The organism is Lysobacter dokdonensis DS-58 (assembly GCF_000770795.1).
GTDB classification, from domain to species: Bacteria; Pseudomonadota; Gammaproteobacteria; order Xanthomonadales; family Xanthomonadaceae; genus Noviluteimonas; species Noviluteimonas dokdonensis.
In genome coordinates this window covers 226,548-247,500 of sequence record NZ_JRKJ01000021.1, presented here as the reverse complement: position 1 = coordinate 247,500, position 20,953 = coordinate 226,548, and the positions used below count along the sequence as shown (strand labels likewise).

At 67.8% G+C, this 20,953-nt stretch carries 23 protein-coding genes and 1 riboswitch (1 of these 24 running past the window's edge); of the genes, 9 read left to right on the top strand and 14 right to left on the bottom strand.

Features of this window, described 5'->3' with window-relative positions:
- A protein-coding gene (locus tag LF41_RS13935) for a SirB1 family protein (RefSeq protein ID WP_036170773.1) crosses the window boundary here: on the top strand, positions 1 to 779 show its 3' portion. It extends 67 nt beyond the left edge of the window; only the last 779 of its 846 coding nucleotides appear in the window; the start codon falls outside the window, past its left edge; it ends in the stop codon at positions 777 to 779.
- 14 nt (positions 780 to 793) lie between these two features.
- On the opposite strand, the gene LF41_RS13930 is transcribed toward LF41_RS13935, so the two are convergent.
- On the bottom strand, positions 794 to 982 hold the full coding sequence (locus LF41_RS13930) for a rubredoxin (protein ID WP_036170771.1): 189 nt from the start codon (positions 980 to 982) through the stop codon (positions 794 to 796).
- A gap of 83 nt (positions 983 to 1,065) precedes the next feature.
- Here LF41_RS13930 and thiE point away from each other — a divergent pair, with 83 nt between their 5' ends.
- Genes thiE through LF41_RS13915 form a run of 3 tightly spaced genes read left to right on the top strand, consistent with a single transcriptional unit; the run spans position 1,066 to position 3,574 of the window.
- Positions 1,066 to 1,683 (top strand): thiamine phosphate synthase, encoded by a 618-nt coding sequence (gene thiE / locus LF41_RS13925; RefSeq protein ID WP_036170768.1) that lies wholly within the window; start codon positions 1,066 to 1,068, stop codon positions 1,681 to 1,683.
- Positions 1,683 to 2,966: a glutamate-1-semialdehyde 2,1-aminomutase gene (gene hemL / locus LF41_RS13920; protein WP_036170766.1), complete on the top strand. Its 1,284-nt coding sequence runs from the start codon at positions 1,683 to 1,685 to the stop codon at positions 2,964 to 2,966. Before thiE ends, hemL begins: the two co-directional genes overlap by 1 nt.
- A complete protein-coding gene (locus LF41_RS13915; protein ID WP_036170764.1) occupies positions 2,963 to 3,574 on the top strand; it encodes an HAD-IA family hydrolase in 612 nt (203 codons plus the stop codon). The genes hemL and LF41_RS13915 overlap by 4 nt, the downstream gene beginning before the upstream one ends.
- A 1-nt stretch (position 3,575) precedes the next feature.
- Here LF41_RS13915 and LF41_RS13910 read toward each other — a convergent pair whose 3' ends face one another.
- Complete coding sequence (locus tag LF41_RS13910) at positions 3,576 to 3,995, bottom strand: VOC family protein (protein ID WP_036170762.1); 420 nt, start codon at positions 3,993 to 3,995, stop codon at positions 3,576 to 3,578.
- The gene (locus LF41_RS13905) at positions 3,992 to 4,807 is read right to left on the bottom strand and encodes an SDR family oxidoreductase (RefSeq protein WP_036170759.1); all 816 of its coding nucleotides are present in this window, start codon (positions 4,805 to 4,807) and stop codon (positions 3,992 to 3,994) included. The genes LF41_RS13910 and LF41_RS13905 overlap by 4 nt, the downstream gene beginning before the upstream one ends.
- 52 nt (positions 4,808 to 4,859) lie before the next feature.
- Here LF41_RS13905 and LF41_RS13900 point away from each other — a divergent pair, with 52 nt between their 5' ends.
- On the top strand, positions 4,860 to 6,833 hold the full coding sequence (locus LF41_RS13900; RefSeq protein WP_036170756.1) for a bifunctional DedA family/phosphatase PAP2 family protein: 1,974 nt from the start codon (positions 4,860 to 4,862) through the stop codon (positions 6,831 to 6,833).
- 9 nt (positions 6,834 to 6,842) lie between these two features.
- On the opposite strand, the gene LF41_RS13895 is transcribed toward LF41_RS13900, so the two are convergent.
- The 3 genes from LF41_RS13895 to LF41_RS13885 are packed head-to-tail and all read right to left on the bottom strand — an operon-like array spanning position 6,843 to position 9,390.
- A complete protein-coding gene (locus LF41_RS13895) occupies positions 6,843 to 7,421 on the bottom strand; it encodes an LON peptidase substrate-binding domain-containing protein (protein WP_036171012.1) in 579 nt (192 codons plus the stop codon).
- Positions 7,422 to 7,429: 8 nt separating this feature from the next.
- A complete protein-coding gene (mpl, locus tag LF41_RS13890; RefSeq protein ID WP_036170753.1) occupies positions 7,430 to 8,794 on the bottom strand; it encodes a UDP-N-acetylmuramate:L-alanyl-gamma-D-glutamyl-meso-diaminopimelate ligase in 1,365 nt (454 codons plus the stop codon).
- A 17-nt stretch (positions 8,795 to 8,811) separates the two neighbouring features.
- Positions 8,812 to 9,390: an adenylate kinase gene (locus LF41_RS13885; RefSeq protein ID WP_036170750.1), complete on the bottom strand. Its 579-nt coding sequence runs from the start codon at positions 9,388 to 9,390 to the stop codon at positions 8,812 to 8,814.
- 141 nt (positions 9,391 to 9,531) lie between these two features.
- Between LF41_RS13885 and LF41_RS13880 the strand changes: the two genes are divergently transcribed.
- On the top strand, positions 9,532 to 10,788 hold the full coding sequence (locus tag LF41_RS13880) for a 6-phosphofructokinase (RefSeq protein WP_036170748.1): 1,257 nt from the start codon (positions 9,532 to 9,534) through the stop codon (positions 10,786 to 10,788).
- Between the two features lie 3 nt (positions 10,789 to 10,791).
- On the opposite strand, the gene LF41_RS13875 is transcribed toward LF41_RS13880, so the two are convergent.
- Together LF41_RS13875 and LF41_RS13870 are read right to left on the bottom strand one after the other, a co-directional pair.
- Entirely contained in the window at positions 10,792 to 12,168 is a 1,377-nt protein-coding gene (locus tag LF41_RS13875) for a DUF2867 domain-containing protein (RefSeq protein WP_036170745.1), read from the bottom strand.
- A gap of 20 nt (positions 12,169 to 12,188) precedes the next feature.
- Positions 12,189 to 12,506 carry a metalloregulator ArsR/SmtB family transcription factor gene (locus LF41_RS13870; RefSeq protein ID WP_036170742.1) on the bottom strand — a complete coding sequence of 106 codons (318 nt, stop codon included), beginning with the start codon at positions 12,504 to 12,506 and terminating at the stop codon, positions 12,189 to 12,191.
- A gap of 204 nt (positions 12,507 to 12,710) precedes the next feature.
- Between LF41_RS13870 and LF41_RS13865 the strand changes: the two genes are divergently transcribed.
- Positions 12,711 to 13,181 carry a hypothetical protein gene (locus LF41_RS13865; protein WP_036170739.1) on the top strand — a complete coding sequence of 157 codons (471 nt, stop codon included), beginning with the start codon at positions 12,711 to 12,713 and terminating at the stop codon, positions 13,179 to 13,181.
- Positions 13,182 to 13,242: 61 nt separating this feature from the next.
- Here LF41_RS13865 and LF41_RS13860 read toward each other — a convergent pair whose 3' ends face one another.
- Positions 13,243 to 13,755 (bottom strand): hypothetical protein, encoded by a 513-nt coding sequence (locus LF41_RS13860; RefSeq protein WP_036170736.1) that lies wholly within the window; start codon positions 13,753 to 13,755, stop codon positions 13,243 to 13,245.
- Between the two features lie 186 nt (positions 13,756 to 13,941).
- Between LF41_RS13860 and LF41_RS13855 the strand changes: the two genes are divergently transcribed.
- Complete coding sequence (locus LF41_RS13855; protein WP_036170734.1) at positions 13,942 to 15,969, top strand: sodium-translocating pyrophosphatase; 2,028 nt, start codon at positions 13,942 to 13,944, stop codon at positions 15,967 to 15,969.
- A 54-nt stretch (positions 15,970 to 16,023) separates the two neighbouring features.
- Here the strand turns inward: LF41_RS13855 and LF41_RS13850 are convergent, their stop codons facing one another.
- From LF41_RS13850 to LF41_RS13840, 3 genes are all read right to left on the bottom strand, one after another.
- On the bottom strand, positions 16,024 to 16,320 hold the full coding sequence (locus LF41_RS13850; RefSeq protein WP_036170732.1) for a putative quinol monooxygenase: 297 nt from the start codon (positions 16,318 to 16,320) through the stop codon (positions 16,024 to 16,026).
- A gap of 80 nt (positions 16,321 to 16,400) precedes the next feature.
- On the bottom strand, positions 16,401 to 16,748 hold the full coding sequence (locus LF41_RS13845) for a hypothetical protein (RefSeq protein WP_036170729.1): 348 nt from the start codon (positions 16,746 to 16,748) through the stop codon (positions 16,401 to 16,403).
- Positions 16,749 to 16,767: 19 nt separating this feature from the next.
- Positions 16,768 to 17,472 carry an RNA polymerase sigma factor gene (locus LF41_RS13840; RefSeq protein WP_036170726.1) on the bottom strand — a complete coding sequence of 235 codons (705 nt, stop codon included), beginning with the start codon at positions 17,470 to 17,472 and terminating at the stop codon, positions 16,768 to 16,770.
- 125 nt (positions 17,473 to 17,597) lie between these two features.
- Here LF41_RS13840 and ppa point away from each other — a divergent pair, with 125 nt between their 5' ends.
- Positions 17,598 to 18,146 carry an inorganic diphosphatase gene (gene ppa, locus LF41_RS13835; RefSeq protein WP_036171010.1) on the top strand — a complete coding sequence of 183 codons (549 nt, stop codon included), beginning with the start codon at positions 17,598 to 17,600 and terminating at the stop codon, positions 18,144 to 18,146.
- Between the two features lie 34 nt (positions 18,147 to 18,180).
- On the opposite strand, the gene LF41_RS13830 is transcribed toward ppa, so the two are convergent.
- A complete protein-coding gene (locus LF41_RS13830) occupies positions 18,181 to 18,858 on the bottom strand; it encodes a potassium channel family protein (RefSeq protein ID WP_036170723.1) in 678 nt (225 codons plus the stop codon).
- Between the two features lie 48 nt (positions 18,859 to 18,906).
- On the bottom strand, positions 18,907 to 20,784 hold the full coding sequence (gene thiC, locus LF41_RS13825; protein ID WP_036170721.1) for a phosphomethylpyrimidine synthase ThiC: 1,878 nt from the start codon (positions 20,782 to 20,784) through the stop codon (positions 18,907 to 18,909).
- A 47-nt stretch (positions 20,785 to 20,831) separates the two neighbouring features.
- Positions 20,832 to 20,924: riboswitch (TPP riboswitch) on the bottom strand.
- Positions 20,925 to 20,953: the final 29 nt, after the last annotated feature.

The window sequence follows — 20,953 nt, the reverse complement described above, 5'->3', positions numbered from 1 at the left end:
TGCTGGGCACCGCCCTGCTGATTGCGCGCGATGAATATCCGCAGCTCGACGCGGACCATTGCGACGCGCAGATCCAGGCCCACGTCGACCACCTGCGCGCGCAGGTGGAGGCGCTCGAACCCTGGCCGCAGAAGATGGCGGCGATCAACCGCCATCTGTTCGAGGAAGTCGGCTATGCCGGCGACAGCGAGCACTACTACGACCCGCGCAACAGCTATCTCAACGAAGTCTTCGCGCGTCGCCTCGGTAACCCGATTTCGCTCGCGCTCGTGCAGATCGAAGTCGCGCGGCGGCTCGGCGTTCCGCTCGACGGCGTGTCGTTCCCCGGCCATTTCCTCGTGCGCTTGCCCGTGGACGACGGCGTGCTGGTGATGGATCCGTTCAACCGCGGTCGCCCGCTTGACGAAGACGAATTGCGCCAGCGCGCACGCCCGCACCTCAACGGTGAAACGCCCGACGACCGCGCGTTGTTCCAGATCCTCAACCCCGCCACGCACCGCGCGATCCTGATGCGCGTGCTGCGCAACCTGCACGGCGTGTACGCCGAACGCGACGATTGGGAACGCGCCGCGCGCAGCGCCGACCGCATCCTGCGTTTGTCGTCCGACAACGGCGATGCCTTGCGCGACCGCGGCCTGGCGTACCTGAAGATGGGCTACAAGCAAGGCGCGCGCACGGATCTGGCGCGCTATCTGCAATTGAATCCCGAAGCCCAGGATGCCGGCCCGCTGCGCGAGCGCCTGGTCGAACTCAGCAGTGGTTCCCTGCGGATGAACTGACGCGCGTCGACGCCTCAGACGACCATCATTTCGAAGTCGTCCTTCGTCACGCCGCAATCCGGGCAAGTCCACGTGTCCGGCACGTCTTCCCAGCGGGTGCCCGGCGCGATGCCTTCTTCCGGAATGCCCTGCGCTTCGTCGTAGATGAAGCCGCAGACGACGCACATCCAGGTGCGGTAGGCGGTGGCGACGGCGTCGGTCATCGGAGTCCGTAGAATGCTGTTCGGTGATGCCGGCATTGTCCCACCGACGGGCCGCCATCGGAAGCGCACCTTCGGGAAACCGCATGCAAGCCGGCCTGTATCTCATCACGCCCGACGAACCGGATACACAACGCCTGTTGGAGCGCGTGCGTCCGCTGCTGCCGTTCGCCGAGCTCCTGCAATACCGCAACAAGTCCGCCGAAACCGACCTGCGCGCGGAACAGGCCGCCGCCCTCGCGCCGCTGTGTCGCGCGGCCGGCGTGCCGTTCATCGTGAACGACGATGCACGCCTGGCCGCCCGCGTGAGGGCCAGCGGCGTGCACCTGGGCGAGCACGACGGCACCGTCGCCGCGGCGCGCGCGCTCCTCGGGCAGAACGCGATCATCGGCGTGTCGTGCTACGACGATCTCCAACGCGCGCGCAAAGCCGCCGAGGACGACGCCGACTACATCGCCTTCGGCGCGTTCTTCCCCTCGGCCACCAAGCCCAACGCACGCCGCGCCACGCCCGCATTGCTCGCGGCGGCAGGCACATTCGGCCTGCCGATGGTGGCGATCGGCGGCATCACCGCCGACAATGCGCCTCCCCTGCTGGAAGCGGGCGCGGACCTGCTGGCGGTGGTCGGCGGCGTGTTCGATGCGCCCGACCCCGTCGCCGCCGCGCGCGAATTCCGCGCGCTCTTCACCGAATCGAGACCCTGATGGACACCCGCCGATCGCAAGCCCTCTTCGCCCGCGCGCAACAGTTGATGCCCGGCGGCGTGAATTCACCCGTGCGTGCGTTCAAGTCGGTCGGCGGCGAACCGTTCTTCGTGCAGCGCGCGGACGGTGCATACCTCGAGGACGCCGACGGGAACCGGTACATCGATTACGTCGGCTCGTGGGGCCCGATGATCGTCGGCCACAACCATCCCGGCGTCCTCGCCGCGGTGATCGAAACCGCGCGCAACGGCTTGAGCTTCGGCACGCCGAATCCGCTCGAAGTCACGATGGCCGAAACCATCGCGCGCCTGGTGCCCAGCTGCGAAATGGTGCGCATGGTGAACTCCGGCACCGAAGCCACGCTCTCCGCGATCCGACTGGCGCGCGGCGCGACGGGCCGCGCGCGCATCGTGAAATTCGAAGGCTGCTACCACGGCCACGGCGACAGCTTCCTCGTGAAGGCCGGCAGCGGCGCGCTCACCTTCGGCGTGCCGACCTCGCCGGGCGTGCCGAAGGCGCTGGCCGATCTCACGCTCACGCTGCCCTACAACGACTTCGACGCGGCAACCGCGTTGTTCGACGAAGCGGGCGCGGACATCGCGGGCCTGATCATCGAGCCGGTCGTCGGCAACGCCAATTGCCTCCCGCCGCGCGAGGGTTACCTGCAGCACCTGCGCGAGCTGTGCACGCGCCACGGCGCGCTGTTGATCTTCGACGAAGTCATGACGGGTTTCCGCGTCGCGCTCGGTGGCGCGCAACAGCGTTACGGCGTGACGCCGGACCTGAGCACGTTCGGCAAGATCATCGGCGGCGGCATGCCCGTCGGTGCGTACGGCGGTCGCGCGGACCTGATGAACCAGATCGCGCCCGCCGGCCCGATCTACCAGGCCGGCACCCTGAGCGGCAATCCGGTCGCGATGGCCGCGGGCCTCAAGATGCTGGAGCTGATCCAGGCGCCCGGTTTCCACGACGCGCTCGAAGCGAAGACGCACGCGCTCTGCGATGGCCTCGAAGCCGCGGCGCGCGAGGCGAACATCCCGTTCACCACGCAACGCGTCGGCGCGATGTTCGGCCTGTTCTTCAGCAGCGAGAAGGTCGACACCTACGCGCAAGCCATCGCGTGCGACACCGCCGCGTTCAACCGTTTCTTCCACGCGATGCTCGAGCGCGGCGTGTACCTGGCGCCGTCGGCGTTCGAAGCCGGCTTCATGTCGAGCGCGCACGACGACGCCGCGATCGCCGCCACCATCGACGCCGCACGCGCCGCCTTCAAGACGTTGTGAGCGCGACACCGCCGTCGCTGGTGCTCTTCGACCTCGACGGCGTCCTCGTCTCCTACTCGCACGCGGTGCGGTGCGAAACCCTCGGCGCCGCACTGCGCCGCACGCCCGACGCGGTATTTTCCGCGCTGTTCGACACGGGCATCGAGCCGCGCTACGACGCCGGCCTGCTCGACGACGATGCCTATCTGGCAGCCTTGTCCGCCGCACTGGGCCGTGAAGTCGAGCGCGCGCACTGGCTCGCGGCACGCAGCGCATCGATGCAGTGCGAACCCGCGACGTGTGCGCGCATCGCGGCGCTCGCCGGCAGCGCCGACGTGGCCATCCTGACGAACAACGGCCCGCTGGTCATCGATTCACTGCCCGCGCAACTGCGCGAGGCCATCCCGCGCGATCGCATCTTCTGCAGCAACGCCTTGCGGATATCGAAACCCGCGCCGGCCGCATTCCTGCGCGTCGTCGAAACGCTCGGCCACGCGCCGCATCGCACGCTGTTCCTCGACGACAATTTCGCGAACGTCGCGGGCGCGCGCAGCGCCGGGTTGCAGGCCGAACAAGTGCAGGCACCTGGCGAGATCGCCGGCATCCTGCGCGATTACGGCTTCGACTGATTCACCAGGAGCCAGTGTTGGGCATCGACGCCCACGGCTCCTGCGGCGGCAGATGCCCGTCCTGCAGCAGTTCGATCGATATCCGGTCCGGCGACTTCACGAATGCCATGTGCCCATCGCGCGGCGGCCGATGGATCGTGTAACCCATCGATTGCAGGCGCGCGCACGTGGCGTAGATGTCGGGCACGCGGAAGGCCAGGTGCCCGAAGTTGCGCGCGCTTCCGTAATCTTCCTCCGAGCCCCAGTTGTGGGTGAGCTCGATTTCGGCGTTCGGTGTTTCGTCGGCGGCGAGGAAAACGAGCGTGTACTTGCCCGCTTCGTTCTCCATGCGGCGCGTTTCGCGCAGGCCCAGGCCCTCGATGAAGAACCGCAAGGTCGCGTCGAGGTCGTGGACGCGGATCATCGTGTGGAGGTATTTCACAGGAACAGATCCGGCAGCGGTGTTTGCGAAGGATCGACGGCGTAGCGTTCGAAATCGGTGACGCCGGATTCGCGCAGCACGTCTTCGTCGAGGAGGAAGCGGCCGTGGAACCCACGCGCTTCGCGTACGAGGATCGCGTGCGCAGCATCGGCGACGATCTCCGGCGTACGGCAGCGCGCGGGGTCGATGCCCGGGATCATGTTCAGCGCATCGGTGCCGATGATCGTACGCGGCCACAACGCGTTCACCGCGATGCCCTGTGGCCCGAATTCCGCGGCCAGGCCGATCGTCACGAAGCTCATGCCCATCTTCGCCAGCGTGTAGGCGGTGTGTGGGGCCCACCACTTCGGATCGAGGCTCGGCGGCGGGGCGAGCGTGAGGATGTGCGGGTTCGACGACTTCGCCAGGTGCGGCAGGCAGGCTTGCGCGCACAGGAAAGTGCCGCGTGAATTCACCTGCGTCATCAGGTCGAAGCGCTTCATGGGCGTGTCGAGTGCGCCTCGCAACCAGATCGCGCTCGCGTTGTTGACGAGGATGTCGATGCCGCCGAAGGCATCGACCGTCGCCGCGACCGCCGCGTGCACCTGGTCTTCTTCACGGATGTCGCATCGCAGGGCGAGCCCCTTTCCGCCCAGCGCGTCGACTTCCGCGGCCGCAGCGTGGATCGTGCCCGGCAGTTTCGGGTTCGGCACCGCGGACTTCGCGGCGATGGCGACGTTCGCGCCATCGGCCGCGGCGCGCCGCGCGATGGCAAGCCCGATTCCGCGCGAAGCACCCGTGATGAAGAGCGTCTTGCCTGCGAGCGTGGCCATGGTGTCCGTCGATGCATGCGGGAACCGTCATTCTGCTCCCTATAATCCGGCCATGCCCACCCACTGGCTCGATGCGACCATCGCCTGGATCACCGCGCACCCGCGCGCGGCGGGGCTGTTGATCTTCGCCATCGCCTTCTGCGATGCGCTGGCCGTCATCGGCATCGTCGTACCGGCGTCGCCGTTGTTGTTCGCGGTGGGCACGCTGGTCGGCCTGGGCCACATCGACGGGATCTACGCCATCGCGTGCGCATCGGCCGGCGCCTTCGCGGGCGATGCGCTCAGCTATTGGATCGGCCATCGCTACGGCGCGCAGATGCGCGGGCTGTGGTTGTTCCGGCGCTATCCGCAATTCCTGGACCGCGGCGAAAAGATCTTCCGCCGCCATGGCAGCAACGCGATCGTGATCGCGCGTTTCGTCGGCGCGGTGCGTCCGTTCGTGCCGGCCATCGCCGGCATGTTGCGCATGTCGCTGCGCCGTTACGTGCCGATGAGCGTGGTCGCGGCCGTGCTGTGGGCAGTGGCCTATCTCGCGCCGGGCTGGATCTTCGGCAAGTCGTACGAAGCCGTGGCCGCGGTCGCCGATCGCCTGGCGCTCGTCGTCCTCGCGTTGCTGGCCGCGGTCGCGCTGGTGTGGGCCGTCGTGCTGTACACGTGGCGCTGGTTCTCGCGCCACGCCGATCGCCTGCTCGCCCGCGCGTTGAAGTGGACGCGCGAACACCCGCGCCTGGGCCGGTACGGCATGGCGCTGATCGATCCCAACCGCCCCGAATCGGCATCGCTGCTGATGCTCGCCGTGTGTCTGTTCGCCATCGCGTGGGCGTGGGGCGCGTTGCTGACGGTGTTGTGGGCGCGCGGCGGGCCGCTGCTGCTCGATCACACGGTGCGCGATGCGATGGCCGCGCTGCGCAATCCGCTCGCCGACCGCATGATGGCCGCGTTCGACACGCTGGGCGATGCGATCGTGCTTGGCCCCGCGGCCATCGCGGCGTTGCTGTGGTTGTTGTTCCGACGGCGCTGGATCGCGGCGGCGCATTGGGTCGCGGCGCTCGCGTTCGGTTTCGCGCTCACCGGCGGCCTGGCGTGGCTGTTGCCGCCCGATGCGCACGGCGATGCGTTCGGCGTGCCGTCGCTGGAAGTCACGATGGCGACGATCACCTTCGGTTTCTTCGCCGTGCTGATCGCGCGCGAGTTGCCCGGCCGCGACCGCCAGTGGCCCTACATGATCGGCGGCGCGCTCACGACGCTGCTCGGATTCGCGGAGTTGTACCTCGGCGCGCATTGGTTGAGCGACGTCATCGGCGGGATGCTGTTCGGCATCGTCTGGGTGCTCGTGCTCGGCATCGCCTACCGGCGGCATGTCGCGCGCTCATTCTGGATGCGGCCGCTCGCGCTCGGCTTCTATGGCGTATTCGCCATCGCCGCGCTGTGGCACGCGCCGCGCACCATCGAGGCGACGCTCGCCCGCCATGCGCCCGCGCCGCCACCGCGCACGCTCGCGCTCGAATCCTGGTGGACGTCCGATTGGACGCGCCTGCCCGCGCAACGCACGGAAACCGACCCGCTGCGCCGGTGGGAACTGGACCTGCAATACGCCGGTTCGGCCAGCGCGTTGCAGCGGCATCTCGAACGCCGCGGCTGGCGCGTGCAACCACAGGCGGGCTGGATCGCGACGCTCGGCCTGCTCGATGACGACAAGTCCCCCGCGCAGCAACCGGTGCTGCCGGCGACGCTCGACGGCCGCCCCGAGGCCTTGCTGCTGCGGCGCGCACTCGGCCCGAACGATGCGCTCGTGCTGCGCCTGTGGCTGGCGCCGGAGCAGTTGCAGGGCGCGACGCCGTTGTGGATCGGCGCGACGCAGCAGCTGCATTACTCTCGGCCGCTCAGGGTATTCGGTGTGTGGCGCCCGGTGGCCGACGGCGCTGCCTCGCACGAGCAGCTCGTGAAAGACCTCGCGGGCTTGCCCCAACAGGCCGCCGTGCATCCGGCGAGCGAGCGCCCGGTGTTGCGCGTGCGCCAACGTTGATCGCAACGGTCAGCTGATCCAGCGCAGCATCCAGTCGAGCCGTGCGTGCGGGTCGTCCATCTGCAGCAAGGCCTGGCGCTGCGATTCCTGCAGCGGCAACAGTTCTGCCAGGCGCCACCCTACCCACGAGGCTTCATCCATGCGCGCGGGCGGCGGGTTCGCGTATTCGCCGCCGACTTGTTCGAGGATGCGTTCGAGGATCAGGCCCATCGTCGCGTGCTCGGGGCGCAGCTCGTCGTCGGAATCGAACTCGCACCAGTCGACGTCGGCGAGCAGCAACCCGTTGTCGCGCACATGCGTGGTATCGACGCGGAAGCGTCGGCCGCCGCGGATGCGCAGGTGCAGCAGGCCATCCTCGCCGGTCGAGAAATCCTCGATACGCGCCTGCGTGCCGAACTTCGCGGGTGTCGCGGGCACGCCGACTTCGTCACCGATCAGGATCAGGCACACGCCGAAGCCACGCGATTCACGCGTGCATTCGCTCACGAGGTCCAGGTAACGGCGCTCGAACACGCGCAACGACAGCGTCGCGCCCGGCAGCAACACGCTGTGCAGCGGGAACAGGCCGAGCGTGGGCGAGGTGCGCATCGCGCGCGTCAACTGCCGGCGATCGCGGCGAGGAAGCGCCGCGGTGCGCCGTCGAATCCCCCGTTCGACATGAACACCACGTGGTCGCCGGGGCGCACGTGCGTGCGCAGTGCGGCGATCAGGGTGTCGACGTCGGGCGCCGTGACGCCCTCGCCTTTCAGGCCGGCGACCACCTTGCCGGCGTCCCATTGCAATTCCGGGCGACTGAGGAACACGACGACGTCGGCGTCGTCGAGCGACGGCGCCAGTGCATCGGCGTGCGCGCCCAGGCGCATCGAATTGCTGCGCGGCTCCATCGCCGCGACGATGCGCGCCTTCCCCACGCGCGCGCGCAAACCCGCGAGCGTCGTCGCGATCGCGGTCGGATGGTGTGCGAAATCGTCGTACACCGTGATGTCCTGCGCATCGCCGAGGATTTCGAGGCGGCGCTTGACGCTGCGGAAGCGCGCGAGCGATGCGAGCACCGTCGAGACATCCACGCCGACGGCATTCACCGCCGCGAGCGCCGCCAGCGCGTTCATCACGTTGTGCCGGCCGAGGAGCGGCCAGTGCACGTCGCCGATCTCTTGGCCGTTGTGCAACACGGTGAAGTGGCTGCCGTCGTCCGAGCGCATCGTTGCGCTCCAGTCGAATGCACCGCCGTCCAGGCCGAAGGTTTCGACCGGCGTCCAGCAACCCATCTCCAGCACTTCGGTCAAATGGCGATCCTCGCCATTGACGATCAGGCGTCCGCGGCGCGGGACCGTGCGCACGAGATGGTGGAACTGGCGCTGGATCGCCGCGACGTCCGGGAAGATATCCGCGTGGTCGAATTCGAGATTGTTGAGGATCGCAACCGTCGGCTGGTAGTGCACGAACTTCGAACGTTTGTCGAAGAACGCCGTGTCGTATTCGTCGGCTTCGACCACGAATTCGCGGCCCGTGCCGACGCGCGCGGACACGCCGAAATCCTCCGCAACGCCGCCGATCAGGAAGCCCGGCGCGCGGCCGGCGTTCTCGAGCAGCCAGGTGAGGATGGTCGTGGTGGTGGTCTTGCCGTGCGTGCCGGCCACCGCGAGTGTTTCGCGGCCGGGCAGTACCCGTTCGCTCAACCATTGCGCGCCGGAGATGTAGCGGCGGCCGTCGTCGAGCACCTGCTCGACCGCGGGATTTCCGCGCGAGAGAGCGTTGCCGACGATGATCTCGTCGCAATCGGCCGAGATGTGTTCGGGCGCATAGCCTTGGCGCAACGCGATGCCGAGGCGTTCGAGCTGCGTGGACATCGGCGGGTAGACCGCCTGGTCGCTGCCTTCGACGTCGTGCCCGAGTTCGCGCGCGAGGGCGGCCACGCCGCCCATGAAGGTACCGGCGATGCCGAGGATATGGACTTTCACCGGATGCCCTTGTGCGCTCAGCCCACTTCCTTGACCGGCGCGATGGCCTCGAGGATGCGGGTGAAGACTTCGTCCAGCGAGCCGACGCCGTCGACGACGGTGAGCTGGCCGTGCTGGCGGTAGTAATCGATCACCGGCGCGGTGGAGGCGGTGTAGACCTCCAGGCGCTTGCGGACGGCGTCCGGGCTGTCGTCGGCGCGGCCTTCGGCCTTCGCGCGGCCGGCGATGCGCTCGACCAGCATCTCGGTCGGGCATTCGAGCTGCACGGCGAAATCGAACGGCGCCTTCAGGCGGCCGAGCAGTGCATCGAGCGCATCGGCCTGCGCGAGGTTGCGCGGGTAGCCGTCGAGGATGAAGCCGTTGCGCGTGTCGTCGCGCGAGAAGCGGTCCTCGAGCATGCCGAGCAGGATCGCATCGGAAACCAGTTCGCCCCGCGCCATCACTTCCTTCGCTTCCAGCCCGAGCTTGCTGCCGGCAGCCACTTCGGCGCGCAACAGGTCGCCGGTGGAAATGTGCGGCACCTGCAGGTGCTCCTTCAGGCGGGTCGCCTGCGTGCCCTTGCCCGAACCGGGCGCGCCCAACAAGACCAATCGCATCCAGGACTCCCGAAAAGCCGTTCCATGATCGCGGCGATGCGTTGACGCGGCCCGGCGCTACACTCGCCCGCCCACTCCTACGCAAACGCTGCCGTATTGCCGGGCACTTTACCCCAACCCGGCCCCGGCCCACGACCTCACATGGCCAACGGAACCCTGCTGTACGCCCAGTCGGGCGGCGTCACCGCCGTCATCAACGCCACCGCTTCTGCGGTGATCCAGGCCGCCCGCGCCAAGAAGGTGAAGGTGCTGGCCGGCCGCAACGGCATCCTCGGCGTGTTGCACGAGGACCTCATCGACACCTCGAAGGAGCCGCTGCCGGCCATCCGCGCGCTGGCCCACACGCCCGGCGGCGCCTTCGGCTCCTGCCGGGTGAAGCTCAAGTCGCTGGAGGCCGACCGCGCGAAGTACCTGCGCCTGCTGGAGGTCTTCAAGGCGCACGACGTGCGCTGGTTCCTCTACAACGGCGGCAACGATTCGGCGGACACCGCGCTCAAGGTCTCGCGCCTGGCGGCCGAATTCGACTACCCACTGACCTGCATCGGCGTGCCGAAGACCATCGACAACGACCTGGCGGTCACCGATTGCTGCCCGGGCTTCGGCTCGGCGGCGAAATACACCGCGGTCTCGGTGCGCGAGTGCGCGCTCGACGTCGCCGCGATGGCCGACACGTCGACGAAGGTCTTCGTGTACGAAGCGATGGGCCGCCACGCCGGTTGGCTCGCCGCCGCCGCGGGCCTCGCGGGCCAGGGCGCGGACGCCGCGCCGCACATCATCCTGTTCCCCGAGCGGCCGTTCGAGGAAGCGGCCTTCTTCGCGGAGGTGAAGAAGACTGTCGAACGCGTCGGCTACTGCGTCGTCGTGGCGAGCGAAGGCATCCGCACGGCCGACGGCACGTTCGTCGCCGATGCCGGCGGCGGCAAGGATGCGTTCGGGCACACGCAGTTGGGCGGCGTCGCCTCGCACCTGGCGGCGCGGGTGAAGGACGCGCTTGGCTACAAGGTGCACTGGACGCTACCGGATTACCTGCAACGCTCCGCGCGCCACGTCGCGTCGAAGACCGACCTCGAGCAAGCGCAGGCCGTCGGCAAGGCCGCGGTCGATTACGCGCTCAAGGGCATGAATTCGATGATGCCGGTGATCCAGCGCATGAGCGAAACGCCGTATCGCTGGAAGGTCGTGCCCGCGAAGCTGGAGGACATCGCCAACCACGAGAAGACGATGCCGCCGAATTTCCTGCGCAAGGATGGCTTCGGCATCACGGCGGCCGCGCGTCGCTACCTCGAACCGCTGATCCGCGGCGAAGCCCCGCCGCCGTACGGCCGCGATGGCCTGCCGCGTTACGTCGCGCTCAAGAACGTCGCGGTGAAGCGCAAGTTGCCGGCGTACGAAGGCTGAGCATCACGCGCGTGCGGTGAGCGCGTGCGCCACCGCCGCGCGCAACATCGCCGGCGCGATGTAGCGGCGATGTACACGGTCGATCGCGGCCATGTAGAAGCGTCCGAAGCCGTTGCGCACCTGCACGCGGTTCGACAGGCGGATCGTCGTGCGGCCATCGTCGTGGCGATGCACGTCGACGCAACTGCGGAACCGCAAATGCTTGTCGTCCGCGCCGAGCACGACTTGCGCGCGCATGCCGTCTGCATCGACACGCTGGTCGAGGACCGGGAATCGGTCGGCGAACAAGCCGTTGTGGTTCGTGCCGAGCAGCGAGGACACCGGGCAACCGAGCGGCGAGGTGCGCAACCGCAATGGCGCGACCAGCACGTTCCGCACGCGCATCAACACGCCGACACCGGCGGGGCTGTTTTCGACGAAGCCTTCGAGGATCGCCGCCAGCGATGCGTCGGCGCGCGCGGGCATCGCGCCCACCGGGAGCGTCATCGCGAACGCGTCGTCATGATCATTGCGCTCGCTCAGGTGCAGCGCGAGCAGCGAGCCGGCCGCACTCGCATCGAGTTGCACGACGGGCGGCATCGCCGCGCGCGGCGTGCGCCAGCTGCGTTTCGCACGCAGACGGCCCAGGTGCGTGCGCACCTTGCCGATGTTGCGTCGCGTGATGCTGCAGGCGCGCGCCATCAGCGAGTGCGGCGGCGCATCGAGCGCCAGCGTGATCGTTGGCACGGCATCGGGATGCACGGCGTCGGCCATCGCGCGCAAGGCGTCGGGCAGGACCTCGGTCAGCGTGGGAATGTCCGCGGCATTCGCGGCGACCAGCGCGCGCACGTCGGCGGGCAGATCGCCCCCGAGTTCGTCGGTGTGGCACGACAGCGCGAACAACGCCGGATGCCCCGAACGCGGCTTCAACGGCTGGAACTGGTGCCACGTGCCGCCACCGAAGCGCACGGTGAACAGGCAATCCGGCGGAATGACCACGTGCCGCAGGGCATCGACGAACGCCTTCGGGTTGTCGTCGACTTGCGATTGCGACGCCGTCGAGAAGCGCAAACGCGTGCCGCCGCTGCCGGAGATCGCCGTGAACACGCGATGGCCGGCATGGCGATGGAACGGATGCCCGCCGTCGCCGACGGCGAAGGTGTAGAGCGAGGTCGCATCGCCTTTCGCGAAATCCGGATCCGCGATGCGCGCGGAGGGCTCGTCGAGCGCGTCGATGTAAGCCGCATGCCCACGTTGCCGCGCGTTGGCCGCGTCGATCAACGCGTTGCCCGCGCCGATGCCCAGTTGCGCGATCAACGAGACTTCCACCGGCAACCCGCCGGCATGGGACTGCAACCGCACTGCGGGAAACGCGCCGACGGCTTCCGTGGTCGCGAGCATCTCCGGCTCCTGGCGTGGCGTTATTTCGTCGTGGGTTTGCGGGCGGCCCGCGCGCGGCTTTCGCGCTTCAGCGGGCCGGCGACGGGACACACTTCGGCGGCCCAGGCGAAGATCGTGTTCGCGAGCCGCTCCGGCACCTGCCGGAAATAGACGAACTGGCCGCGCTTCTCGCGCGCGATCAACCCCGCGTCTTCGAGGATGCGCAGGTGGTTGGACAACGCGGGCTTGCTGAAATCGAAGCGCGCGCCGATCTCGCCGGCGGTGAGCTCGCCGCCGTGGAGGAACGCGAGGATCTGCCGGCGGGCGGAGGACGACAACGCTTCGAAGACACGGTCCATTGCGGCCATTAGTTAACGAACTAGTTAACTGTTTACCCCTGCCCGCGCGCGATGTCAACGGGCGGAATCTAAATGGCCGCACAACACGGCGATGGACGGACGCATGGAGCGCGCTGTCGACGCACCGGCCCTCGACGGCGTTCACACGCCACACTGAATGCGCGGGGTTAGGCTCGGGGTTTCCGAAAGGCCAAGGAGTCGCGCATGACCCGTTCCATCAAAGCCGTCGCCGTGTTGTTGCTCGCGTTTGCCGCAACACCGGCGTTCGCGCAGAAGATCAAGATCGAAAACCAGGGCCAGGCCGCCGTCGATGCGTCCGCGCGGCAGATGACCGCCGAAGCGGTGGAGAAGGACATCGGCAAGGCGCCGTCCGGCAAGGCGCAGGTGGTGTTCTTCCGTTCGTCGAGTTCGCCGGGCGATGCGGTTGCCGTGCGCGATGCCGCCGGCGGCATGTCGATGATCGACCTCGACCCGGGCATGTACTTCGTCTCCACCGCCGCCCCGGGCACGCATGCCTACGCCACGGCGGACACCGGCCCGTTCTCGATGGACCTCGATGCCGGCCGCACGTACTACGTGCAGGCGATCCGCACGAAGAAGGGCACGACGCAACTCATTCGCTCGAGCTCGGAGAAGTTCGCGCGGGCGGCGAATCGGACGACGACGTCGCCGTAAGTCAAAAAGCCTGACCCCTCCCCAGCCCTCCCCTGCCTTGCAGGGGAGGTGCAGTTCGCTGTTACTTGTTGCAGCCCTTGCCTTCGACCGCCATCGCCACTGCGAACATCGGCACCGACGGCGCTTTCGCCTTCGCCTTGTCCGTCGCGTCTTTCAAATAGATGCGCGAGCGGCCCTGCGCGTCGAGGTCCGGCGGTGCGGCGTCCGCGGGTTTGCGCCATACGCGCACGACGGCTTCCTGCGATTTGCACGACGCGCTAGGCACGCGGATCACGTCGTTGAAGATCCAGCCGCCCTTCGTCGACGGCTTCACCTTGGCCGCATCCACCAGGCGCGCGCGCGGCTGGCAGTTGGCGCTGGTGCGCGCGAGGGTGAACTTGTAGGGATCGGCGGCCTGTCCGGTGAACTGACCTTCGATGCGCGCGCAGGCTTCGGGAATCGTGCGCAGGGTGTGCGCCTTGCCGTCGGCCTGCGGCGTGGACGCCGGGCGCGTGATCTCCGGCTTCGGGTCCGCGGCGAGGGCCAGGCAGGGCACGAGGGCGAGCAGCAGCAGCGAACGTGAGGCGTGGCGCATCGTGGCTCCGGGGCGATTTCCGAGGGCGGCAGGCTCGCATGCGCACAATGAACCGCTGCTCACGGCATGCGGCCTCGAAGCTGTGCGATAGTCGGGCCGTTGCCGCCTGTTCCATCGGTTTTTGCCGCGGCGCAACAACAATCCATCGAGTTCATCCGTCGTCCCATAGTTACCCGGGGAGGGTTCATGCTGGAGCAGTACGGTTTGATCCTGGCGCTGGTTTGCGCCGTCATCGCGATCCTGTACGGACTGTGGTCCGCCTCTTGGATCAACTCACGCCCCGCCGGCAACGAACGCATGCAACAGATCGCCGGCGCGATCCAGGAAGGCGCCCGCGCCTATCTCAATCGGCAATACATGACCATCGCGATGGCGGGCGTCGTGCTCTTCGTCGTCATCGGCGTGTTCCTCAGTTGGCCTACGGCCATCGGCTTCCTGATCGGCGCGGTGCTCTCGGGCGCGGCCGGCTACATCGGCATGAACGTGTCGGTGCGCGCCAACGTGCGCACGGCGGAAGCCGCGCGTAGCGGCATCGGCCCGGCGATGGACGTCGCGTTCCGCGGCGGTGCGATCACCGGCATGCTCGTCGTGGGCCTCGGCCTGCTCGGCGTGGCGGGCTACTACCTCGCGCTGCAGAAGATGGGCCTGTCGCAGGAAGGCGCGCTGCACGCGCTCATCGGCCTGGCGTTCGGTTCGTCGCTTATCTCGATCTTCGCGCGACTGGGCGGCGGCATCTTCACCAAGGGCGCGGACGTCGGCGCGGACCTGGTGGGCAAGGTCGAAGCCGGCATCCCGGAAGACGACCCGCGCAACCCCGCGGTCATCGCGGACAACGTCGGCGACAACGTCGGCGACTGCGCCGGCATGGCGGCCGACCTGTTCGAAACCTATGCGGTCACTATCATCGCCACGATGCTGCTCGGCGGCCTGATGGCCAACGAAGCGGGCCCGAACGCGGTGCTGTATCCGCTCGTGCTCGGCGGCGTGTCGATCATCGCGTCGATCATCGGCGCGTTCTTCGTCAAGGTGAAGGCGGGCGGCTCCATCATGGGCGCGTTGTATCGCGGCGTGATCGTCTCCGCGGTGCTGGCGGCGATCGCGTTCTACCCGATCACGCAACAACTGATGGGCGGCTTCGCGACCGGTTCGATGAACCTGTACTTCTGCGCGCTCATCGGCCTGGCGCTCACTGGCGCGATCGTGTGGATCACCGAGTACTACACCGGCACGCAGTTCAAGCCGGTGCGCCACGTCGCGCAAGCCTCCACGACGGGCCACGGCACCAACATCATCGCGGGCCTGGGCGTGTCGATGAAGTCGACCGCGCTGCCGGTCATCGCGGTGTGCGTCGCGATCTGGGGTGCGTTCGCGCTCGGCGGCCTGTACGGCATCGCAATCGCCGCGACCTCGATGCTCTCGATGGCCGGCATGATCGTCGCGCTGGATGCCTATGGCCCGATCACCGACAACGCGGGCGGCATCGCCGAAATGGCGGAGCTCCCGCCGGAAGTGCGCGCGGTCACCGATCCGCTCGACGCGGTGGGCAACACGACGAAGGCGGTCACCAAGGGCTACGCGATCGGTTCGGCCGCGCTCGCCGCGCTCGTGCTGTTCGCCGACTACACGCACAACCTGCAGGCCGCCAATCCGGGCCAGGTGTTCGCGTTCGACCTGTCGGACCACATGGTGATCATCGGCCTGCTGATCGGCGGCCTGATCCCGTACCTGTTCGGCGCGATGGCGATGGAAGCCGTCGGCCGCGCGGCCGGTGCGGTGGTCGAGGAAGTGCGCCGCCAGTTCCGCGACATCCCGGGCATCATGCAGGGCACGGGCAAGCCGCAGTACGACAAGGCCGTGGACATGCTCACGCGTTCGGCGATCAAGGAAATGATCGTGCCTTCGCTGCTGCCCGTCGCGGTGCCCGTCGTCGTCGGCCTGCTGCTCGGCCCGAAGGCGCTCGGCGGCGTGCTGATCGGCACCATCGTCACCGGCTTGTTCGTCGCCATCTCGATGACCACCGGCGGCGGTGCGTGGGACAACGCCAAGAAGTACATCGAGGACGGCAACTTCGGCGGCAAGGGCTCCGAAGCGCACAAGGCCGCGGTCACCGGCGATACGGTCGGCGATCCCTACAAGGACACCGCCGGCCCGGCCGTCAATCCGCTGATCAAGATCATCAACATCGTCGCGCTGCTGATGGTGCCGTTGCTGTAACGGCGCGCATCGCATCCGATACGGGACGGCGGCCTTCGGGCCGCCGTTTTCGTTTCAGTTCTTCGCCGCCATCAGGTCGATCTTGTCGATCGTCGGCGGGCGCGCGAGCAGGCGGTCGGCGTTGTCCATCAGCGCCTTGGCGATCTGCCCCTGCAGGTGCGCTTCGCGCCCGTGTTCGTCCTCGAACGTATCGAAGATCCCGAACGACGTCGGCCCCGAGCGGAACGCATACCACGTGCGCGTTTCGAACTCGCTCTGCGCCAGCGGCAACGCACCGGCGAGCAACGTGGCCACTTCGCGTTCCATGCCGGGCTTGGCTTCGAGCCTCGCAAGCAAACCGTACTTCAGCATGGGTCGGACTCCGGCGTGGGGAGTCCGACGCTAACAGGCGATGCGTTCGTTTTTCGTCGAACGGGCCGTCCTGCGCGGGCTCAGGCGGCGAGCACCGCGCTCAGCAGCACGAGGAAGCCGACGACGGCCAGGCCGGCGTGCAGGAACACGACGCCCTTGGGCGCGATCGCCTTCTTCAGGTGCAACGAGGCCAGGTAGAAGCCACCGAGCGCAGCCACGACCAGCAAGCCCAGCGCCCCGACGACGCGGCCTGCGGCCGAGCCTTGTACGACTTGTGCGATCAACAGCAGCAACCCGGTCGCGCCGAGCAGCGCATGCAGGATCGACACCGACCACGGCGCCAGACGCCCGCGCAGCACGTTGGAGGCCAGGATGAGACCGCCGAGCGCGGCGATGGCGAAGGCGATGAGGGCGTAGGTCGTGAGCATGTCGGGTCCTTGTATGAGGTCAGTCGCGCAGGCGGTGGGCGATGCGGTCGAGCACGGTGTTGGTCATGCGGTCGCAGCGGGCGCCGAGGAACGGGAAGGCGTCCGTCATCGTCGTCGCCAGCTTGTCATGGAGCGCCGCGCGCAAGAGGCGGCGCGCGCGATGCAGGCGGGTCTTCACGGTTTCCGGCTTGATGCCGAGCGACACGGCCGTGTCTTCGACCGTGCATTCCTCGATCTCGCGCAGCACGAAGACCAGGCGGAACGGCTCGGGCAACTCGTCCACCGCATGTTCCAGCAGGCGGCGGATTTCGCTCCGCGCCGCACCGGCGGCCGGATCTTCGCTGCCGAACCGTCCGGGGAATGCGATCACGCGCCCTGTCTCCTGCTGCATGGCCTCGATGGCGTCGAACCCGACGGTGGGTTTGCGCGCCCGCAAGCGGCCGTTGGCCTCGTTGAGGACGATGCGCGTGAGCCACGTCGTCAACGACGCCTCGCCGCGGAAACCCGCGAGATGCTCGAACGCGGACACGTAACTCGCCTGGACGATGTCCTCGGCCTCGTGATCGTCGTGCACCACGCCGCGTGCGACACGGAACAGCCGCCGGTTGCAGCGCTGCATGATCTGGCGGAAGGCCTCGCGCCGGCCCGCGCGCGCCAGCGCCACGAGCGTGGCGTCGTCCAGCGTCGCGAAGTCGACCAGGGGCCGGTGATCCTGCGGAACCATGGGTTTCCTCCCTTCTTTCCCATCCGATGCGGCAGGGGGCGGCAGGTTCCCGCCTATAATCCGCGCCCTCCCCCAACCACCCCGCGGGCCCCATGGCCCGCGCCAGCACGTCGGAGCAACACGCAATGGGCCTGGACCTCGTTCCCACCGGCAAGAACCCGCCGGACGAAATCAACGTCATCATCGAGATCCCGAAGGACGCCGAACCCGTCAAATATGAGGTCGACAAGGCCTCCGGCGCCATCTTCGTCGACCGCGTGCTGTCCACGCCGATGCGCTATCCCTGCAATTACGGCTACGTCCCGCACACGCTCTGCGGCGACGGCGACCCGGCCGACGTCCTGGTGTTGATGCCCCTGCAACTGATCCCCGGTTCAGTGATCCGCGTGCGCCCGGTCGGCGTGCTGCGCATGCGCGACGAAGCCGGCAGCGACGAGAAGATCCTCGCCGTGCCGATCACCAAGGTGTACCCGGGTTACGCGCACATTGCAGGCTTGAACGACGTCCCGCAGCACTGGCGCGACCGCATCTCGTATTTCTTCGAGCACTACAAGGACCTGGAGCAGGGCAAGTGGGTCAAGCTCGATGGTTGGGGCGACGTCGACGAAGCGAAGAAGATCCTGCTCGAGTCGGTCGAGCGCTACAACGAAGTCGAAGACAAGCCGAAGTTCTGAGCCGGCGAAAAAAAGGGCGCCCCGGCGCCCTTTTTCATTTCTTCTGCTGGATGATCGTCAGCCCGATCAATCGCGACACCACCGTGGCGATGTAGCCCACGCCCGCGATCTGCTCCAGCATCGTCAGCACGCGCGCCGGTGCATTCACCGGCAACACGTCGCCCAGCCCCGTCGCCGACAGGTTGCTGACGCTGAAGAACAGCAACTCCAGCCACGTGCGTTCGCGCTCGGGTTCGAAGCCGGTGAAGCTGTCGGGATACCACGACTGGCAGACGAAATATGCGTAGGCGAAGCCCCACGCGATCAGCGTGAATGTCGCGCCCGCGGCGAACAGTTCGTCGGCGGTGACGCGCACGTCGCGCATCATGTATGCGATCAGGCCCGCCGCCGCGTAGAAGTAAAGCAATGCTTCCAGCCCCGCGGCGACCGGCAACAGCCTGGTGTCGTCGACCCAGCACACCCAGATCGTCAGCAACAGCGAAGGCACCGCGAGCAACCAGGCGGTGATGTTGAAGAACGGGCTACGGCTCACCGTCCACACCGCGAGCGGCACGACGACGACCGCGACGCCGCCGAAGAGCATGCGCCCTTCGGAGGTCTGGTCCATCAATGGATACAGCAACAAGCTCAGCAACTGCGCCGCCAGCAGGAAGGCCGACGGATGGCGGCGCGCGAGCATGCGCCAGAGGGAGAGTCGGAACGCGGCGTGCATGCGGCCGAGTCTACCGGGCCGCGTGTACGCCGCGTATTGCCCCGAAGGTCATTCGGGGCGGTAGACCTCCGCGCCCTGCGCGCGGAATTCTCCTGCCTTCTCGGCCATGCCGGCTTCGATGGCCTGCGCCTCCTCCACCCCATGTTCGGCCGCGTAATCGCGTACGTCCTGCGTGATCTTCATCGAGCAGAAGTGCGGGCCGCACATGGAGCAGAAGTGCGCGAGCTTGTGCGCGTCCTTCGGGAGGGTTTCGTCGTGGAAGGCCTTGGCCTTTTCCGGGTCGAGTCCGAGATGGAACTGATCCTCCCAGCGGAATTCGAAACGCGCCTTCGACAAGGCGTTGTCCCGCACCTGCGCGCCGGGATGGCCCTTGGCCAGGTCGGCGGCGTGCGCGGCGATCTTGTAGGCCATGATGCCGTCGCGCACATCCTCGCGATCCGGAAGGCCCAGGTGTTCCTTCGGCGTGACGTAGCAGAGCATGGCCGTGCCGAACCAACCGATCATCGCCGCGCCGATGGCGCTGGTGATGTGGTCGTAGCCCGGCGCGATGTCGGTCGTCAGCGGGCCGAGCGTGTAGAACGGCGCCTCGCCGCATTCGGCGAGCTGCTTGTCCATGTTCTCCTTGATCAGCTGCATCGGCACGTGGCCGGGGCCCTCGATCATGGTTTGCACGTCGTGCTTCCACGCGATCTTGGTCAGCTCGCCGAGCGTTTCGAGTTCGCCGAATTGTGCGGCATCGTTCGCATCGGCGATGCACCCCGGGCGCAATCCATCGCCCAGCGAGAAGGCGACGTCGTACGCCTTCATGATTTCGCAGATGTCTTCGAAGTGCGTGTAGAGGAAGTTTTCCTTGTGGTGCGCCAGGCACCACTTGGCGAGGATCGATCCACCGCGCGAGACGATGCCGGTCACGCGCTTCGCCGTGAGCGGCACGTAGCGCAGCAACACGCCCGCGTGGATCGTGAAGTAATCCACGCCCTGCTCGGCCTGCTCGATCAGCGTGTCGCGGAAGATCTCCCACGTCAGTTCTTCGGCGCGGCCGTCCACTTTTTCCAGCGCCTGGTAGATCGGCACCGTGCCGATCGGCACCGGCGAATTGCGCACGATCCATTCGCGCGTCTCGTGGATGTGCTTGCCGGTGGACAGGTCCATCACGGTGTCGCCGCCCCAGCGGATGGACCACACGAGCTTCTCGACTTCCTCCGCGATGCCCGAGGACACCGCGCTGTTGCCGATGTTCGCGTTGATCTTGGTGAGGAAGTTGCGGCCGATGATCATCGGCTCGCTTTCGGGATGGTTGATGTTGTTCGGCAGGATCGCGCGGCCGCGCGCGATTTCGTCGCGCACGAATTCCGGCGTGATCCGCGCCTGCATCGATGCGCCGAAATCCTGGCCCGCGTGTTGCGCGAGCAGGCCGGCGTCGCGCATCGCATCCAGGCGCTGGTTCTCGCGGATCGCGACGAACTCCATTTCCGGCGTGACGATGCCGCGGCGTGCGTAATGCATCTGCGTGACGTTGGCCCCGTCGCGCGCGCGGCGCGGCAACAGGCGGCCGGGGAAGCGCACGGCGGACAGTCGCGGATCGTGTTCGCGCGTGCGCCCGAACTCGGAGGACAGGCCCGGGAGGACGTCGGTGTCGTTGCGCTCTTCGATCCAGCGCGCGCGCAACGCGGGCAGACCGGCGGCGAGGTCGATGCGTGCATCGGGATCGGTGTACGGGCCCGAGGTGTCGTAGACGGTGATCGGCGGGTTGTCTTCGCCGCCGAACAGCGTCGGCGTGCGTTGCTGCGCGATCTCGCGCATCGGCACGCGCAGGTCGGCGCGCGAACCGGCGACGAATATCTTGCGCGACCCGGGGATGGGACGGATCACTTCTTCCGACAGCGCTTGTGCGTCGCGGATCAGGTCGGAAGGCACGGCATTCATGGGCATCGTCCAGGGAGGGGCGGAGGACGAAGCGGCGGCGACGGACCCGTGGTCCGGCGAAGGCTCCCTACGGCGGTCTCAACCGCGTCAGGTTCGAAGGGTCTGTCTCAACCGGCGCGCCGGTACCCCCGCTTCGGGGCCTATTCCACCACGCCGCGCCCCGCGGGGC

Excerpts from the sequence above, each read along its gene's own strand:
- LF41_RS13900 (WP_036170756.1), top strand. The coding sequence starts at position 4,860 with ATGCCCACCCACTGGCTCGATGCGACCATCGCCTGGATCACCGCGCAC.
- LF41_RS13865 (WP_036170739.1), top strand. The coding sequence starts at position 12,711 with ATGACCCGTTCCATCAAAGCCGTCGCCGTGTTGTTGCTCGCGTTTGCC.
- LF41_RS13930 (WP_036170771.1), bottom strand. The coding sequence starts at position 982 with ATGACCGACGCCGTCGCCACCGCCTACCGCACCTGGATGTGCGTCGTC.
- hemL (WP_036170766.1), top strand. The coding sequence starts at position 1,683 with ATGGACACCCGCCGATCGCAAGCCCTCTTCGCCCGCGCGCAACAGTTG.
- LF41_RS13860 (WP_036170736.1), bottom strand. The coding sequence starts at position 13,755 with ATGCGCCACGCCTCACGTTCGCTGCTGCTGCTCGCCCTCGTGCCCTGC.
- LF41_RS13845 (WP_036170729.1), bottom strand. The coding sequence starts at position 16,748 with ATGCTCACGACCTACGCCCTCATCGCCTTCGCCATCGCCGCGCTCGGC.
- LF41_RS13895 (WP_036171012.1), bottom strand. The coding sequence starts at position 7,421 with ATGCGCACCTCGCCCACGCTCGGCCTGTTCCCGCTGCACAGCGTGTTG.
- LF41_RS13855 (WP_036170734.1), top strand. The coding sequence starts at position 13,942 with ATGCTGGAGCAGTACGGTTTGATCCTGGCGCTGGTTTGCGCCGTCATC.
- thiC (WP_036170721.1), bottom strand. The coding sequence starts at position 20,784 with ATGAATGCCGTGCCTTCCGACCTGATCCGCGACGCACAAGCGCTGTCG.
- LF41_RS13870 (WP_036170742.1), bottom strand. The coding sequence starts at position 12,506 with ATGGACCGTGTCTTCGAAGCGTTGTCGTCCTCCGCCCGCCGGCAGATC.
- LF41_RS13850 (WP_036170732.1), bottom strand. The coding sequence starts at position 16,320 with ATGCTGAAGTACGGTTTGCTTGCGAGGCTCGAAGCCAAGCCCGGCATG.
- LF41_RS13875 (WP_036170745.1), bottom strand. The coding sequence starts at position 12,168 with ATGCTCGCGACCACGGAAGCCGTCGGCGCGTTTCCCGCAGTGCGGTTG.
- LF41_RS13880 (WP_036170748.1), top strand. The coding sequence starts at position 9,532 with ATGGCCAACGGAACCCTGCTGTACGCCCAGTCGGGCGGCGTCACCGCC.
- LF41_RS13905 (WP_036170759.1), bottom strand. The coding sequence starts at position 4,807 with ATGGCCACGCTCGCAGGCAAGACGCTCTTCATCACGGGTGCTTCGCGC.
- LF41_RS13830 (WP_036170723.1), bottom strand. The coding sequence starts at position 18,858 with ATGCACGCCGCGTTCCGACTCTCCCTCTGGCGCATGCTCGCGCGCCGC.
- ppa (WP_036171010.1), top strand. The coding sequence starts at position 17,598 with ATGGGCCTGGACCTCGTTCCCACCGGCAAGAACCCGCCGGACGAAATC.
- LF41_RS13885 (WP_036170750.1), bottom strand. The coding sequence starts at position 9,390 with ATGCGATTGGTCTTGTTGGGCGCGCCCGGTTCGGGCAAGGGCACGCAG.
- LF41_RS13840 (WP_036170726.1), bottom strand. The coding sequence starts at position 17,472 with ATGGTTCCGCAGGATCACCGGCCCCTGGTCGACTTCGCGACGCTGGAC.
- thiE (WP_036170768.1), top strand. The coding sequence starts at position 1,066 with ATGCAAGCCGGCCTGTATCTCATCACGCCCGACGAACCGGATACACAA.